Source organism: Candidatus Protofrankia datiscae (assembly GCF_000177615.2).
Taxonomy (GTDB): Bacteria; Actinomycetota; Actinomycetes; order Frankiales; family Frankiaceae; genus Protofrankia; species Protofrankia coriariae.
Genome location: NC_015656.1, coordinates 2506084 through 2521707, shown reverse-complemented (window position 1 = coordinate 2521707; position 15624 = coordinate 2506084). Strand labels below are relative to the sequence as shown.

General features: G+C 69.3%; 10 protein-coding genes, 1 tRNA gene and 2 pseudogenes. 8 read left to right on the top strand and 5 right to left on the bottom strand.

Going from position 1 to position 15624, the window contains the following annotated elements; genetic code table 11:
- The first annotated feature begins 318 nt into the window (after window positions 1-318).
- Together FSYMDG_RS10390 and FSYMDG_RS10385 are read left to right on the top strand one after the other, a co-directional pair.
- Window positions 319-615: a hypothetical protein gene (locus FSYMDG_RS10390; RefSeq protein WP_013873467.1), complete on the top strand. Its 297-nt coding sequence runs from the start codon at window positions 319-321 to the stop codon at window positions 613-615.
- A gap of 170 nt (window positions 616-785) precedes the next feature.
- Window positions 786-1397: a superoxide dismutase gene (locus FSYMDG_RS10385; protein ID WP_013873466.1), complete on the top strand. Its 612-nt coding sequence runs from the start codon at window positions 786-788 to the stop codon at window positions 1395-1397.
- Window positions 1398-1572: 175 nt separating this feature from the next.
- Here FSYMDG_RS10385 and FSYMDG_RS26815 read toward each other — a convergent pair whose 3' ends face one another.
- Window positions 1573-1818, bottom strand: coding sequence for a hypothetical protein (locus FSYMDG_RS26815; protein WP_043603410.1), 246 nt, complete (start codon window positions 1816-1818; stop codon window positions 1573-1575).
- Here FSYMDG_RS26815 and FSYMDG_RS10375 point away from each other — a divergent pair.
- The 3 genes and pseudogenes from FSYMDG_RS10375 to idi all read left to right on the top strand — a co-directional run bounded on the left by FSYMDG_RS10375 (window position 1794) and on the right by idi (window position 5139).
- Window positions 1794-2505 (top strand): annotated as a pseudogene (locus FSYMDG_RS10375) (IS6 family transposase). The gene FSYMDG_RS26815 and the pseudogene FSYMDG_RS10375 sit on opposite strands and share 25 nt — an antisense overlap.
- 686 nt (window positions 2506-3191) lie before the next feature.
- A complete protein-coding gene (locus FSYMDG_RS10370) occupies window positions 3192-4271 on the top strand; it encodes an enoyl-CoA hydratase/isomerase family protein (RefSeq protein ID WP_013873464.1) in 1080 nt (359 codons plus the stop codon).
- 193 nt (window positions 4272-4464) lie between these two features.
- Window positions 4465-5139: an isopentenyl-diphosphate Delta-isomerase gene (gene idi, locus FSYMDG_RS10365; RefSeq protein WP_013873463.1), complete on the top strand. Its 675-nt coding sequence runs from the start codon at window positions 4465-4467 to the stop codon at window positions 5137-5139.
- A 100-nt stretch (window positions 5140-5239) separates the two neighbouring features.
- Here idi and FSYMDG_RS10360 read toward each other — a convergent pair whose 3' ends face one another.
- Window positions 5240-5833, bottom strand: a complete 594-nt coding sequence (locus FSYMDG_RS10360) for a TetR/AcrR family transcriptional regulator (protein WP_013873462.1) — start codon at window positions 5831-5833, stop codon at window positions 5240-5242.
- A gap of 390 nt (window positions 5834-6223) precedes the next feature.
- On the opposite strand from FSYMDG_RS10360, the gene FSYMDG_RS10355 reads away from it, so the two are divergent.
- Window positions 6224-8473, top strand: coding sequence for an MMPL family transporter (locus tag FSYMDG_RS10355; RefSeq protein WP_013873461.1), 2250 nt, complete (start codon window positions 6224-6226; stop codon window positions 8471-8473).
- Window positions 8474-8489: 16 nt separating this feature from the next.
- Here the strand turns inward: FSYMDG_RS10355 and FSYMDG_RS29410 are convergent, their stop codons facing one another.
- Both FSYMDG_RS29410 and FSYMDG_RS10345 read right to left on the bottom strand, forming a co-directional pair.
- Window positions 8490-10121: a branched-chain amino acid ABC transporter substrate-binding protein gene (locus FSYMDG_RS29410; protein WP_013873460.1), complete on the bottom strand. Its 1632-nt coding sequence runs from the start codon at window positions 10119-10121 to the stop codon at window positions 8490-8492.
- Entirely contained in the window at window positions 10118-10732 is a 615-nt protein-coding gene (locus FSYMDG_RS10345) for an ANTAR domain-containing response regulator (RefSeq protein WP_013873459.1), read from the bottom strand. The genes FSYMDG_RS29410 and FSYMDG_RS10345 overlap by 4 nt, the downstream gene beginning before the upstream one ends.
- 173 nt (window positions 10733-10905) lie before the next feature.
- On the opposite strand from FSYMDG_RS10345, the gene FSYMDG_RS10340 reads away from it, so the two are divergent.
- Window positions 10906-10978: transfer RNA gene (locus tag FSYMDG_RS10340), tRNA-Leu, on the top strand.
- 644 nt (window positions 10979-11622) lie between these two features.
- Here FSYMDG_RS10340 and FSYMDG_RS30060 read toward each other — a convergent pair.
- Window positions 11623-12369: pseudogene (locus tag FSYMDG_RS30060) on the bottom strand (recombinase family protein); the annotation flags it as partial.
- Between the two features lie 1242 nt (window positions 12370-13611).
- On the opposite strand from FSYMDG_RS30060, the gene FSYMDG_RS10330 reads away from it, so the two are divergent.
- Window positions 13612-14700, top strand: a complete 1089-nt coding sequence (locus FSYMDG_RS10330; RefSeq protein WP_013871712.1) for an IS630 family transposase — start codon at window positions 13612-13614, stop codon at window positions 14698-14700.
- The last annotated feature ends 924 nt before the right edge of the window (window positions 14701-15624 follow it).

Below are 15624 nucleotides of genomic sequence, written 5' to 3'. Positions count from 1 at the left end.
CCGCCATCGTCCGGTCGTTCGTCATCGACGTGACGCGTGGGACGCAACGGAGCGCGGCGGAACGTAGCGGAGGCTTCACGGGAGCTTCAGCACGGCCACGAGGAGGCGGCACGCTCGGCGACGAGGCCGGCTCCGATCGGCACATATAGCAAATTATTACCCATAGTTATGAATAGGAAACATGTGGCGGTCGTCCTCCCGTTGGGGACAGCCACGGTTACAGGTTCATTGCAAGTACTTCACGATGACGTTCGTAACAGCGCCCGTGGACGCCGCGACAGGCATCGTTGTAGACGACGCTGACGACAAGGAGTAGCGATGCGTGACATCGGGAGCGGCCCCGGGGGATGCCTGCCGGTGGCAATCGAGGTCATGACCGCCTACACCGACTCGGCCGACGACCCCGGCTTCTTCTGGACCAGTGTCCAACGGGTCATGGCCGACGGCGCCGACCGCGCGGACCCCGCGGCGGCCGTGGCCGAACTCGTCCTCGGCCTGTCCACGCTGTGCGGCATCACCCTCGACCACCTGGCCGAGCGCGCCGGTCCGGACAGCGGGCCCCGCGACGTGCTCGCCGCGATCCAGCGGGCCTACGTCGCCGAGCCGCCGCCCTGACCGGCCCCCGGCCACCCTGTCAACGGCCCTGCGCACGCATCCCGGCCAGCCAGGCGCCCGTGGAGCGCCGGGTACCGCGTAGCGTCAGGCCCCAAGGACCAGGAGCGGATCCACAGCGTTCCGTCCCGCACATATCCCATATCTCACCGTGATGAGAGGACTCCACACCCGTGGCGACCTACGCACTGCCCGACCTGCCCTACGACTACGCCGCTCTCGAGCCGTCGATCAGCGGCGAGATCCTGGAACTGCACCACGACAAGCACCACGCCGCCTACGTCGCCGGCGCCAACACCACCCTCGACAAGCTCGCCGAGGCCCGTGACAAGGGCGACTTCGCCGCCATCGTCGGCCTGGAGAAGACGCTCGCGTTCAACGTCTCCGGTCACGTCCTGCACTCGCTCTACTGGCAGAACCTCTCCCCCGACGGCGGCGACAAGCCCGACGGCGCCCTCGCCGACGCCGTCGCCAACGACTTCGGCTCGTTCGACGCGTTCAAGGCCCAGCTCACCGCCGCCACCAGCACGATCCAGGGCTCCGGCTGGGGTGTGCTGTCCTACGAGCCCGTCGCCGACCGGCTCCTGATCGAGCAGGTCTACGACCACCAGGGCAACGTCGGCATCGGCAGCACCCCGCTGCTGGTCTTCGACGCCTGGGAGCACGCCTTCTACCTCCAGTACAAGAACGTCAAGGCCGACTACGTCACCGCCCTGTGGAACATCGTCAACTGGGCCGACGTCGCGGCCCGCTACACCGCGGCCCGGCAGTCCCGCCAGGGCTGACCCGGCCGTGGCCGGCCGGCTGGTGACCACCGCTGCCGGCCGGCAGCGTCCCGGGCCGCGGCCACCGCACGGGCCGCCTCATCGGTACCGCCGGGCGCCTGCCGCCACCGGTACCGATGAGGCCACGCAACCTGGGGGCTGATGAGGCGGCCAGGGCCGCAAAAACGCACCACCGTCAGGCCGCGTCGCTGTACCGCGACGCGGCCTTCGTGCGGTTCTGGTGCGCGCGCACGGTGTCGCTGTCCGGCGGCGCGGTGTCAGCCGTCCTGCTGCCGATACTCGTCTTCCAGATCAGCGGATCCGCGGCGTGGACGGCGGTGCTCACCACCGTGGAGGCACTGTCTGTTGCATAGGCGATGTCCGCCGTCTCGGCGTTCCGCCAGTCATGATCGATGGATGCGTCGACGTGCCGTCCGTCCACCGGTCCCCGTCTCTTCAGTTCACCGGGTTCCGGTTCCCGCCGGAGGTGATCGTGCTGGCGGTCCGCTGGTACCTCCGCTACAGCCTGTCGTACCGGGACGTCGAAGAACTCCTCGCCGAGCGCGACCTGGTCGTTGACCATGTGACTGTCTACCGGTGGGTGCAGCGGTTCACCCCGCTGCTGATCGATGCCGCCCGGCCCTGCCGGCACATTCCGGGGGACAGGTGGTGTGTCGATGAGACGTATGTGAAGGTCTCCGGCCGGTGAATCTACCTGTACCGGGCGATCGACCAGTTCGGGCAGGTCATCGACGTCCCCGCCAGTGAGCATCGGGATCCGGCCGCGGCCCGCCGCTTCTTCACCCGAGCGCTCTCGCATGGCCGCCGGCCGGTCGAGGTGACCACCGACAAGGCTGCCGCCTACCGGCGGGTGCTCGACGAGATACTGCCGGACGCCCACCACATTGATACCCGGCGGGCGAACAACCGGATCGAATCCGATCACAGCCAGCTGAAGGCACGGCTCCGGCCGATGCGCGGACTGAAACACCTCCGCTCCGCGCAGACGGTCAGCTCCGGGCACGCCTTCGTGCAGAACATCCGCCGCGGCCACTATGAACTCGGCGTCGACACCGACCCGCACCTGCGGCTGTCGGCTGCCTTCACCGAGCTCGCACTGGCGGTCTGATCAGCGGCTCGGAGGGCCTGGCATGTCTTGACCCCGCTGAATGCAACAGACCCCGGCAGGCCGGTCACGGATATACGAACCCCACCGGTAACCGCATACGACGGCGCACGCGGCGGGAACGGGAGTCCGCCGGAAAGGGCACGCGACAGGCGCGACGGAAATGCCGCGGAAAAACAGCGGAGTGGGATGATGCTCGACCGGACGGTGTGATGCCGGCCCGTCGAACCGGTGCGGAAGCGGGCGGACCGGCGAACGGGCGTCACGTGCGGACCTCCTCGGGATGGCGCGTCCCATCAGATGGACGTGACAGCGTCAGGTCTGACTCACAGCCGTCCGTACAGATCCGTCACGGCTGTTCACAGTGGCGCGACCGTGCCGGGTTCCCACCGGCTTCCGACCACCGTCACAAAACTTCGTCAGAATACGGACATACCCTCTTGACGTCAATGAACACGTATGGGTAACCAGCCTGACACGCTCCGGACGGCGGACGGCCGGGCCGCGGACGGCCGGGCGGCTCACACCGGCGCTGGCGGGCGGACTTCCGACGCTCGTGCTTCGCGGTATCGGTTGAGCCCTGGTGGTACCAGCCGACATCGTTGGGCCTCGTTGGACTTCCTACTGTGTGGGGCCGGACTTCCTGCTGCGCGGGCCGTCCGTCTCCCGCTGGCGGCCAGAGGAGCGTAATGACCGACGTGCTGTTCACCGTCCGGGGCCGGCTGGGCCGGATCACCCTCAACCGGCCGAGGGCCATCAACGCGCTCAACCACGGCATGCTGCGCCGCATCGCCGACGCTCTGACCGCCTGGGAGCACGACGAGCGTATCCGGGCGGTGCTGATCGACGGTGCCGGCGAGCGGGGGCTGTGCGCCGGCGGTGACATCCGGTCCATCTATGACGACGTCAGCTCCGGCGGCACCACCGCCCTGGACTTCTGGGTCGACGAGTATCGGCTCAACGCCCGCATCAGCCACTACCCGAAACCGTATGTCGCGCTGATGGACGGGCTGGTCATGGGCGGGGGTGTGGGCGTCTCCTCGCATGGCAGCGTGCGGGTGGTCACCGAACGCTCCCTTGTCGCCATGCCCGAGGTCGCGATCGGTCTCGTGCCCGACGTCGGCGGCACCTATCTGCTGTCCCGGATGCCAGGCCGGTCGGGCACCCACGTCGCGCTCACCACCGCGCGGATATCCGGCGCCGACGCCATCCACCACGGGCTGGCCGATCACTACGTGCCCAGCGACCGGCTCGGCGCGCTGGCCGCCGCGCTGGGCAGCGGTGACGACAGGGATCCGGTCGATGTGGTCCGCTCCTTCGCCGAGCCGCCACCGGCCAGTGCGCTGGCCGCGCAGGCGAGCTGGATCGACCACTGCTACGCGGCGCGGACCGTCGAGGAGATCCTGGACCGGTTGAACGACCACGGCGGGCCGGCCGCGGCCGCGGCGAAGGAGATCGCAAAAAGATCACCCACCGCGCTCAAGGTCACCCTGCGTGCGCTCCGGTCGGCGGCCGAGCTGCCCAGCCTGGAGGCGGTGCTCGACCAGGAGTACCGGGTCTCCAGCGCCTGCCTGCACTCGCACGACCTCGCCGAGGGCATCCGGGCCCAGGTCGTCGACAAGGACCGCAACCCCCGCTGGTCGCCGGCAACCCTGGCCGAGGTCGGTGACGACCTCGTCGCCAGCTTCTTCGCGCCCCTGGGCGCCGGCGAGCTCGGACTCGCCGCCGCTCCCGCCCACGGCGTGACGGCTGACGGCGTGACGGCGTAGGACGGCGTTGCTGCCGGCGCACGCATGACGCGGCGCGCACGGCATCCCCGCCGGCCGGGGCACGGCCGGGGCACGGCCGGGGCACGGCCGGGGCACGGCCGGGGCACCGATTGTCACAAGGCCCTGGCTCTCCGATTCAGGAAATGCGTCCGGGCACGAACGGCGGCCGGCGGGTACTGTTACCATTGTTTCCATGAGTCATTCTCGACCGCATGCCCGGGCGTCAGCGGCACCGGATTCCCACGGATCGGACGCTGCGGCCGGCGCGGCGGCGGAACTCGTCGTTCTTCTCAGCCCATCCGGGGAGGCGGTCGGAGTCACCCCGAAAGCCACCGTCCACGGCCCTCGAACACCGTTGCACCTGGCATTCTCCTGCTATGTTTTCGATGCCGCCGACCGCATACTCGTCACCCGGCGCGCTTATGCGAAACGAACATGGCCAGGGGTGTTGACCAACACCTGTTGTGGGCATCCAGCTCCTGGTGAGGATTTCCGGACGGCCGTTTCACGGCGGCTGGCCGAAGAGCTGAACCTGCGTGTCCAGCGCATCGACCTGGCCTTACCAACGTTTCGCTACCGCTGCGTGATGACCGACGGCACTGTGGAGAACGAGATCTGCCCGGTATTCTTCACGCAGGTTTCGGGCGATTTCCGGATCAATCCGGAAGAGGTCGCCGAGGCCTACTGGACGCCATGGTCGACGTTCTCCGACGGCGTCCTGAACGGTTCTCTGGAGATATCACCCTGGTGTCGCCTGCAGGTGGCGCGGCTGCACACGCTCGGGCCCTCGCCCCGGCACTGGCCGGTGGCGCCGGACGAGGCGCTGCCCCCGGCCGTCCGGCAGGATTTCAGCAACTACCGGGGATAGTCCGAGGAAGGGTTCCGCACCGGCGCGCAGGCCGCCGCCCTCCCCCGCCCGTCCGTCACACCTCCGCGGCGGGCTCCCCCACCGGCGGCGCCGGGTGGCGTCAGGCGGTGGCGGCGGACGGGCGGCGGTGACGGAGCAGGCGTCGGGCACAGTCGAGCATGTGGCCGCGCAACTCCTCGTCGCCGATGCCGGCGACCCGCGGGCCGAACCCGGCTTCGTGCAGCCCGGAGAGCAGGATGCTCGCGGCCACGATGGTGCCGGGATCGGGATCGGGCCCCACGATCAGCGCCAGGATCCGGTTGCTCAGCTCGGGAAACGCCCCGTGCTCGCGCAGGATGTGTATGGCCGTGAGGTCACCCTGCAGAACGGCGTAGAGGGACCGGTTACGGACGATCAGATCGACGATGCCGACCAGCACGGTCTCGACCTGGGCGGTACGGGAGCGCTTCCGCTCGGCCTCACCCGCGATCGCGGCGAGCTCCTCGATCGCCGGGCTGACCACCGCGAGGACGATGTCGTCCTTGGTCTTGTAGTGGTAGTAGACGGCGGCCTTGGTCACACCGAGCGCGTCCGCGATCATCTGTAGTGACGTCCCGCTGACGCCTCGCTCGGCAAAGAGGTCCAGGGCCGCCGCGAGCAGCTTCTTCCGCCCCGTCCCCTCTCGAGGGACTGCCGGTTCGAGCTGTGTCGCCACCGCCTTCGACCTCCTGTCCGTCCTGCCTGTCTGTCCTGCCTGCCCGTCTACCCGCCCACTTACCCGCGCTGTCCTGCCTGTCCACTCGTCCGGGCCGCGCCCTGGAGACCCTGGTTGGCCCGGGCTGTCCGTCCGACTGCTCCCGTCCGTACGAGCGATCTGGGTGCCGCCGCCGGCCATCATCTCGCGCGACGGGCACGGGCATCGGCGTGTTCCGCGCTTTCGTCGATCTTAATGCTAGCCGGACGGCAGGTTGGTAACTAGCCGATCAGCTTGCCATTTCCTAGACGGACGGCTAGCTTCATCTTTTGACAATACCTGCCGATCGGCTAGCGACGCTGGCAAGCGGCACCCATCCACAGCGCCCTACCGACCCGAGGGGAAGATCCGTTGGCCACCTACCTGTACCGGCTCGGGCGCGCGGCCTACCGCCGCCGACGGCTGGTCGTCGCCCTGTGGGTCCTCGTGCTGGCCCTCATCGGGGCCGGCGCGGCGACCCTGTCCGGCCCGACCTCCGAGACCTTCTCCATCCCGGGGACCGAGTCCCAGAAGGCCGTCGACCTGCTACAGGAACGCATGCCCGGCGCCGGCGCCGACGCGGCCACCGCACGCGTGGTCTTCACCGCCACGGACGGTTCGCTCACCGAGGCGGCAGGCAGACAGGCCGTCACCGACGCCGTCCAGAAGATCGTCAAGGCGCCACAGGTGGCCCAGGCCAGCGACCCGTTCGTCCGGGGCGGTGTCTCCCAGGACGGGCGCACCGCCTATACGCAGGTCACCTACAAGGTGCAGCCGGGTGAAATCACCGACGAGGCCCGAGAGAGCCTGTTCGCCGCCGCCGGGGTGGCCCGCGACGCCGGGATCGGCGTCGAGTTCGGCGGCACCGCGGTGGAGGGGCAACCCGAACAGAGCGCCACCGAGGTCATCGGCCTGGTCGTGGCCGCCGTCGTGCTCGTCATCACCTTCGGCTCGCTGGTCGCGGCCGGCTTCCCCCTGCTCACCGCGCTACTGAGCGTGATGATCGGCATCGGCTGCATCCAGATCGCCACCGGGTTCATCAACGTCAGCTCCAGCACCCCGACGCTCGCCCTGATGCTCGGCCTGGCGGTCGGGGTCGACTACGCGCTGTTCATCACCTCCCGTTACCGGCACGAACTCTCCCTGGGCTCCGACGGCGAGCAGGCCGCGGGCCGCGCGGTGGGCACCGCGGGCTCGGCGGTGGTGTTCGCCGGCCTGACCGTCGTCATCGCGCTGGCCGCGCTCTCGGTCGTGGGCATCCCGTTCCTGACGTCGATGGGGCTGGCCGCCGCCGGCACCGTCGCCGTCGCCGTCATCGTCGCGCTCACCCTGCTGCCCGCCCTGTTCGGCTTCGCCGGGCGGCGGCTGCTGGGCGGGCGCATCCCCGGGCTGCGCGCCCGCGACCCCGAGGGCGACGGCGGCGGCCCCACCGTGGGCCAGCGGTGGGCACGCCTGATCGTGCGGCGCCGCGCCATCGCCGTCGTCCTGTCCGTGCTGGCTCTAGGCCTGCTCGCCGTCCCCGCGGCCGATCTGCGCCTCGGCCTGCCCACCGACGCCACGGCCGCGCCGGACAGCACCCAGCGCAGGGCCTACGACCAGCTCACCGCCGGATTCGGGCCGGGTTTCAACGGCCCGCTGCTGCTCGTGGTGGACGGCTCCGCCAGCGCCGACCCGCGCACGGCCGTCGGTGAGGTCTCCCGTACCGTCACCGCGTTGCCCGGCGTGGCCGCGGTGACCGCGCCGACGTTCAACCCCGCCGGCAACACCGCGACACTGTCGGTGACCCCCACCTCCGGGCCGAGCGAGGCCGCCACCGAGGACCTGGTACACACCATCCGTGGCCAGGCTGCGGCGATCAGGGCCGCCACCGGCGCCAGCACCGCGATCACCGGCGAGACCGCGATCAACATCGACGTGTCCGAGAAGCTCTCCGACGCGCTCCTGCCCTACCTCGCGGTTGTCGTCGGGCTGGCGTTCGTGCTGCTCGTCCTGGTCTTCCGCAGCATCCTCGTGCCGTTGAAGGCGACCGCGGGCTTCCTGCTCAGCGTCGTCGCCACGTTCGGCGCGGTGGTGGCCGTGTTCCAGTGGGGCTGGCTGATGGACGTCCTCGGCGTCGCAACGACCGGTCCCATCGTCAGCATCCTGCCGATCTTCCTCATCGGTGTCCTGTTCGGCCTGGCCATGGACTACGAGGTCTTCCTGGTCACCCGGATGCGCGAGGAGTTCGTCCACGGCCTTGAACCGGACGACGCGGTGGTCACCGGCTTCCGGCACGGCGCCCGGGTCGTCACCGCGGCCGCGATCATCATGATCAGCGTGTTCGCCGGGTTCATCCTGTCCGATCAGGCGATCATCCAGTCGATCGGCTTCGCGCTCTCCTTCGGCGTGCTCGTGGACGCGTTCGTGGTGCGGATGACCCTGGTACCGGCGGTGATGTCCCTGGCGGGACGGCACGCCTGGTGGCTGCCGGCATGGCTGAACAGGCTGCTGCCCGACATCGACGTCGAGGGCAAGCAGCTGATCGGCCCGCCGGCCCTGCCCGAGCAGCGGGCCCACGTCACCGCAGCCGCCGGGGACCCCACCGCACCCCACGACATGTCCGCGACCGGCCACCACCCCTGACCGCGGCGGCCCGCGGCTACTCGGAGCGGTGAACCCACACGGGGACGAAGCGCTGGCCTCGGATCTCGTAGACGGTCACCACCGACGTCAGCGGATCGCCCCAGGCGTCGAAGCCGACGTCGCCGGTGACACCGGGGAAACGGCCCTGCCCGACCGCGGTGACGATCGCCGCCCTGGCGGCCTCGTCCACCGTGTCCTGGCCGGGCAGGACACCGGCCGCGGCCCGCAGCAACGCCTGTGCCGCATCGTAGGCGTAGGCGGCGACCGAGGGGATCACGTCGACGTCCGGCGCCGGCGACGCGGCCGGCGAGGCCGACACGACGGCGTGACCGCCACCGTCGGCCTGGCCGTCACCAGCCGGACCGGCCGCCGCCGGGCTACCACCGGCCGAACCGCCACCGGGCGGACTGACAGCAGACGGACCATCAGCAGACGAAGCACCGCCACCAGCCGGAGCGCCGGCAGCCGGGGCGTCACGGCCCGGCTCGCCGCCGTGCGGCTCACCACTTCGCGGGTCGCCTCCCCCGGCGCTGTCGCTGTCGCTCTCCGCCGGCCAGCGGTCCAGGTAGGCGGCCGCGAACCGCCCGGCCGCCGGCAACGCGGACAGGGGCGCGCCGAGATCGGCGACCAGGTCTCCCTCGGCGGCATCCCGCGCCTGCTCGGGGTAGTGGGGGTCGAACAGCCCGTCGGAGCCCAGGATGGACACGGCCGGGCCGTGCTCGGCCAGCTCCTCGCGCAGCTTCCCGGCAAAGGCCTGGCCGGTCGCCACGTACACCAGGTCCGGGGCCTCGGCGCGAAGGTAGCGGGCCACCTGCTCGACCTCGGCCGTGTCGTCGGCGCTGCCGTCGACCCGGTGTGTCCCGGTGACGGCCGCGCCGAGCCGCGTGGCCTCGGTGGCGAACCGTTGCGCGAGCGAGGTACCGAAGTCCGGGCCGCCGTCGACCACCGCGATCCGGTGGCGGCCGATGACCCGCACGGCGTACTCGGCGGCGTCCCGGGCCGCGAGCACATCCGTCCCACTCAGCCGGAAATAGGTCCGGTACGGCCGGCCACGGGCCGCTGGCGAGGCCGGTACGACTGATGAGGTCGACGAGGCCGACAGAGCCGACGGGGTGATGCCGGTCAGCTCGGGCTGGCTGTTGGACGGTGAGACCACCGCGATCCCGGCGGCGTCCAGAGTGGGCAGGGCAACCATCGCGACCGTGGAGCTCAGCGGTCCGACCACGCCGATCAGGCTCTCGTCGGCGGCGAGCGTCCCCGCGGCGCGGGCGCCGCCATCCGGCCTGGACAGGTCGTCCTGGACGCTCAGCCGGACCTTCCAGCCCGGGATCGTGCCCTGGACGTTCGCCTCGTCGACCGCGAGGCGAACGGCGTTGCGCACGGCCGTACCCACGGATGCGCGGTCCGCGGACAGCGGTGCGATCAACCCGAGCGTGGCCGTCCTGGTCCGCGTGGCGGACGGCCCGTCCGCCGGCGAACCGCCCGTGAGCGCCACCGCGAGAACGGCCACAAGGGCCACGATCACAGCGACCACACCGGCGAGTAGCCGGAACAGCCGCCGTCGTGGCCCGGTGACGAACAGCCGTCCGAGCACGGCCGTGAGCCGTCCGAGCACGTTCCGCCCGAGCAGGTTCCGGGCCGTGCTCACGCTCCGGGCAGTGCCTCACCGGGCAGGAGGTCGCCGGCCAGCACGGCCTCGGCCACGGCCCGCATCGTGCGCCGCTGGTTCATCGACGTGCGCTGAATCCAACGGAAGGCATCCGGCTCGGTCATGGCGTGCTCGGTCTGCAGGACCCCCTTCGCCCGTTCGATGATCTTGCGGGCCTCCAGCCGGCCCTGCAGATCCTCGACCTCGGCCTCCAGGCTGACGATCTCGGTGAACCGGCTCATCGCCATCTCGATCGTCGGCAGCAGGTCCTTCTTCTGGAACGGTTTGACGACGTAGGCCATCGCCCCGGCGTCCCGGGCCCGCTCCACCAGGTCCCGCTGGCTGAACGCGGTCAGGATCACCACCGGCGCGATCCGCTCCTTGGCGATGTGCGCGCCGGCGTCGATCCCGTCCATCCGGGGCATCTTGACGTCGAGGATGACCAGGTCGGGACGCAGCTTGGTGGCCAGGCTGACCGCCACCTCGCCGTCCCCGGCCTCACCGACCACCTCATAGCCCTCCTCCTGGAGCATCTCCCTCAGATCAAGGCGGATCAGCGCCTCGTCCTCGGCGATCAGCACCCGGCGGGGGGTCGAGGATGGCTGGCTCATCGAGTCGGACTCCTGGGCTCGCAGGGCTAGGATCACACTGTTGACCCGCCGTGATGTGAGGCGGTCGGTCGATCCGCACCTTACCCGGCTACAGTCATGGAGGAAGCTCTACCTGCATATTGACCGGTTCGCCAGCAACTTCAAGACCCAGCGTCCGCGAACCGTGGCTGCCGGCCCCTGTACTCCAACGGCAGAGAGACGGTGCTCAAACCACCGACAGTGTGGGTTCGAATCCCACCGGGGGCACAACGAGGAAGGGAAAACGCGCTCCCGCCATGTAGGCGATCTTCGCTGGGGACGTCGGTACGGATGATCGTGGAGTCCAGGGCGTCCGCGGTCTCAACGTCCAGCGTGATCTGCGCTTGCGCCTGATTCGCCGCCCTGTCGTAGCGGATCCTCAGCCTGAGGGCGTCCAGCAGCCGCCGCGCGGTCGCCTGAGGAAGATCTGCGACGTCCAACCGGCCCAACGGCACCCGCCCCAACAAGCCAAGATCGGGAGTAGCGGCTGCCACGGTGGCATCCTGGGCGTCGAGCTCGTCCAACGCCTCCTGAGCGGCCCGCCGCTGCACGTCCAGCTCCGCGATCCGCTGCTGCACGTGAGAGAACACCGCCCCGGTAAGGTCATCCTGGGTTTCCAGCGTGGTGAGCAGCCGCCGCTGCCGGGTGGCGATATCGGCCAGGGTGCGCTGCAACGCGGCCCGGCGGGCGACCCGATCGTCCTGCTCTACCACCGCCGCATGGTCGATCTCGGCGGTCAGCAGCGCGAGCCGATCCGGGCCGAGCAGCCGGGTGTTGAGGAAGTCGTTGATCCCGGCGAGCAGGCGCCGTTCCGCCAGCAGAATCCCACGCGGATGCTCCGGGTAGCGTTCGGTGAAGTCGGCGTGGTTCCGCGGGGCCTCGCAGACGTAGTACAGCAGCGCGTCCGGCCGGCCCCGCGCCGCCCGCGACTTCCCGACCATCCGCCGGCCACACAACGCGCAGACCACCATCCCCCGCAGCAGATAGCTCCGCCTGGTCTGCGGATGCGCACTGTTGGCACCATTACCCGACCGGCTGCCGAACCGCTCCACCCCCACCGCGGCCGCAGCCAGAAAATCGGCCTGGCTGACCAGCGGGGGATGCACCGGCTCGGCCGACCACACCCACACGTCCGGATGGTTGATCGCTCCCCCCTTCTTCGTCCCCCGCCGGTTCCACACCATGTAGCCGGTGTACTTCGGATTGACCAGAATCTCCCGCACCGACGACCGGCCCCACGCGTCCCGCCGCCGCCGCGGATCGATGTGCATCGGCGGCGGATACCGGTCGAGGTCGGCGTTGAGCCGATCCGCGATCGCCGCGTACCCCAGCCGTTCCGCGATCCGCCAGGCAAAGATCTGCCGGACCACCGGGGCCCGCACCGGGTCCGGTACCAGCCGGTGTTTGGTCCGTCCCTCGGCCCGCCGCGCCGGCACCGGATGCGGGATCCGCTCCGGCAGATAGCCGTACGGTGGCCGTCCCACGTTCCAGCCCTGCGCGGTATGCTCGCAGAACCCGTCCCAGGACTTCTCCAACGTCTCCAGCACGTACCACTCGGCCACCCCCTGCTTGACCCGCCGGGTCAACACCGTGGTCGCCCGCAGCCGCGACAGCGTCATCGGCTCGTCCGCGGCCAGCAGCACCACCCCGGCCTGCTCCAGCTCATGCTCGACCCGGGTGTCGTAGTAGGTGCGCCGGGCTACCCGCTCGATCGACTCGCAGATCACCGCGTCGAACCGCCGCGACAGCCCCTTGGCCTCCGCCAACAGATCCGCGATCCCACCATCCCGGGGAACGGGAATATCGAACAGCTCATGCGCCCGGCTGAACCCCCGAGCATCCAGATTCTTCCGGCCGGACTCCACATCATAAAAATGCGCGACGAGCCGCACCCCCGACGGCAGCGCGGCGGTGGCGTTGTGCAACTGGCGCGGCAGGGACAACGTCGGATCCTGCTGGTCCTTCGTGGACACCCGACCCAGAAACGCCACCCGCAGACCCGCCCAGCCCCGCACCGACGGCCTAGTCGAACGCGACCGCAACGACCCAAACGCCTCCGGCATCTGCGCCATCCCACGCTCCCCTCACCAGCACCTGTCGAGGACAATTCTAGCCTTCGTCATCTTCCTCCCATCGCGCCCTGGAAAATGGATCCGATCCACCTGGCAGGGAATCAGATGTAACGGAAGATGATCGCGGAATTCCCGCTGTTACGGCTCCGGCCTGGGCGGTTGTCGGCTGCTTGCGGCGCTCCCGGAAGCGGCCTCCGCCGCCGCCCAAGCCGCCAAGGCCTCGCGAAGCGCCGCCGCACGCTCCGCCCGCAACGCCTGACCGGACGGTCCATCGACAACCTCGACGGACCACCGCCACGACATCGGCTCACTTGTTCGCCCTGCTGGCGTCGCCGACCCGGAAGCGGTCGGTCCCGCCGCTTTCTTCTGGCATTCCTCACCAGGGTTGTCAGCGGCTCGGGTGCGTAGGGGGCCATCCCAGCCGGCCCGGATCGTGGTCACTGGCACTCACCAAGCGGCCGCGGATCACAGCCTCGATCGGGAGAAAAAGTCACCATTCCATGGGATAGCCAGAAGGCAGTTCAGGGCAACTACGAATATCCACAAAGCAGAACCAGCATCGATGCCGTTACACGCTTCCGCATACCACTCCCAGCCAGGAAAGACATCCAACTGTCGAGAAATCCAAACATACAACGCGGAACATGAAAAGAATCACAGACCAGCTCGACTTCAGATGATCTCCCGCCTTTCAACCACACGCGCCTCATCGGCCGGCGGAACGCACGGCTGTCCCGCCGGGCTTCTAGTGTCCTGAGTCGTTGATTCGTGTGCAGATAGAATGGGCTGGTGCCTGGCCCGAGCGCGGATCCCATCGAGTTGTCGTCTGCTGAGCGTGCGGTGCTGGAGGGCTGGGCCCGACGGCGGAAGACCGCGCAGGCGCTGGCGTTGCGCTCGCGGATCGTGCTGGCCTGCGCGGACGGTGGGACGAACTCGGGGGTCGCGGCCGAGCTCGGGATCACCCGGGGAACGGTCGCGAAATGGCGGGAGCGGTTCGCGGTCGACCGGCTGGAGGGCCTGTCAGACGAGGCACGTCCGGGAGCGCCTCGGAAGGTCACCGACGCCCAGGTCGAGGCGGTGATCGCGAGGACGTTGGAGGAGAAGCCACCGAACGGCGATACCCATTGGACATCGCGGTCGATGGCGAGGGCCAGTGGGCTGTCGCAGTCGACGGTGTCACGGATGTGGCGGGCGTTCGGGTTGAAGCCGCATCTGGTCGAGACGTGGAAGCTGTCCACCGACCCGCTGTTCGTGGACAAGGTCCGTGACGTGGTCGGGGTCTACCTCGACCCGCCGGAGAAGGCGATCGTGCTCTGCGTCGACGAAAAGTCGCAGGTGCAAGCTTTGGATCGCACGGCACCGGTGCTGCCCCTGATGCCGGGTACCCCGCAGCGGATGACCCACGACTACGTCCGCCATGGCACGACCAGCCTGTTCGCCGCGCTCGACCCGACGTCCGGGTCGGTGATCGCGCAGACCTTCCGGCGGCACCGTCACCAGGAGTTCCTGCGCTTCCTCAAGCTGATCGACTCCTCGGTCCCGAAGGGCTACGACCTGCACCTGGTCCTGGACAACTACGCCACCCACAAGACCCCGGCGGTGAAGAACTGGCTGCTGCGCCACCCCCGCTTCCACCTGCACTTCACCCCGACCTCGGCGTCGTGGATGAACCTGGTCGAGCGCTGGTTCGCGGAGCTGACCACCCGCAAGCTGCGCCGATCGACGCACCGCTCGGTCGTCGAACTCGAAGCCGACATCCGCCGATGGATCAACGCCTGGAACAAGGACCCGAAGCCGTTCGTCTGGGCCAAGACCGCCGACGAGATCCTCGAGACCCTCGCCGCCTACTGCCAGCGAATCAACGACTCAGGACACTAGAGGCAACAGCACCTCACGGCCCACCCTCGACACCTGGCTCGCCAGCAGCCTCACACCACCACGGCTGACCGACACCCTCGAAGCGATGACCGCCACCCAGAACGTTCCCACCAGCCAGAACCAGGCCACGGAGCTCAGCGGACACGTCAGACCATCACGGACTGCACAACCAAACTCACCCGCTACCGAGCCGCCCTCGACGCCCGCATAACCCCGTCATCGTCACAAACTGGATCACCCAGACCCAGGCCAACCGGGCAGCCACCGAACGCCACCTCCGCGAAGCCACCACAGACAGCAACCGGCGGATGAGCCGAGGCGAGATCGCCGTCCTGGTCGAGGCCCTCGGCGACATACTGACCGCCCTCACCGAGATCGGCCCAGTGGACAAGGCCGAGGTAATACCGCCACCTCAGCCAGCGCCTGACCTGCCGGTCACCGCACCTTCAGGGTTCCAGGGGGCCCGGCCTCCTGGGCAGACATCAGCGAGACACCAAGGTGCTGCCCCGCAGCACAGAAATCACCCGAAGTCGAGCATCCGAGGGGAGACTCGACCACTACGCACACGCCCTCAACCAGCGGCAACGGCTACCGCTCATCACCGCGAGCGATAGCGGCTGAATGAGATCCTCCGTTGTTACAACTCCCTCTGCCGTTCCGAAGTCGCTCGACACGCTGCGCGCCAACCTGCCCACGGCACCGGGCTCGGGGGTCGCCCCGGGTAGACATAACGGCTGGCGACGAAGCCGATCACAGATCAGCAAGCAGCCGAAACCAGCGCATGGGGCGGGTGGGACTCGAACCCACGACCGACGGATTATGAGAACCGCCCCCGCGATGTTGCAATATACCATTTATCGTCACGATATGTTATATCGGCTGGCCAGAGCAGATCCGCAACCTTGACCAGTCTCTCTCCGTCCC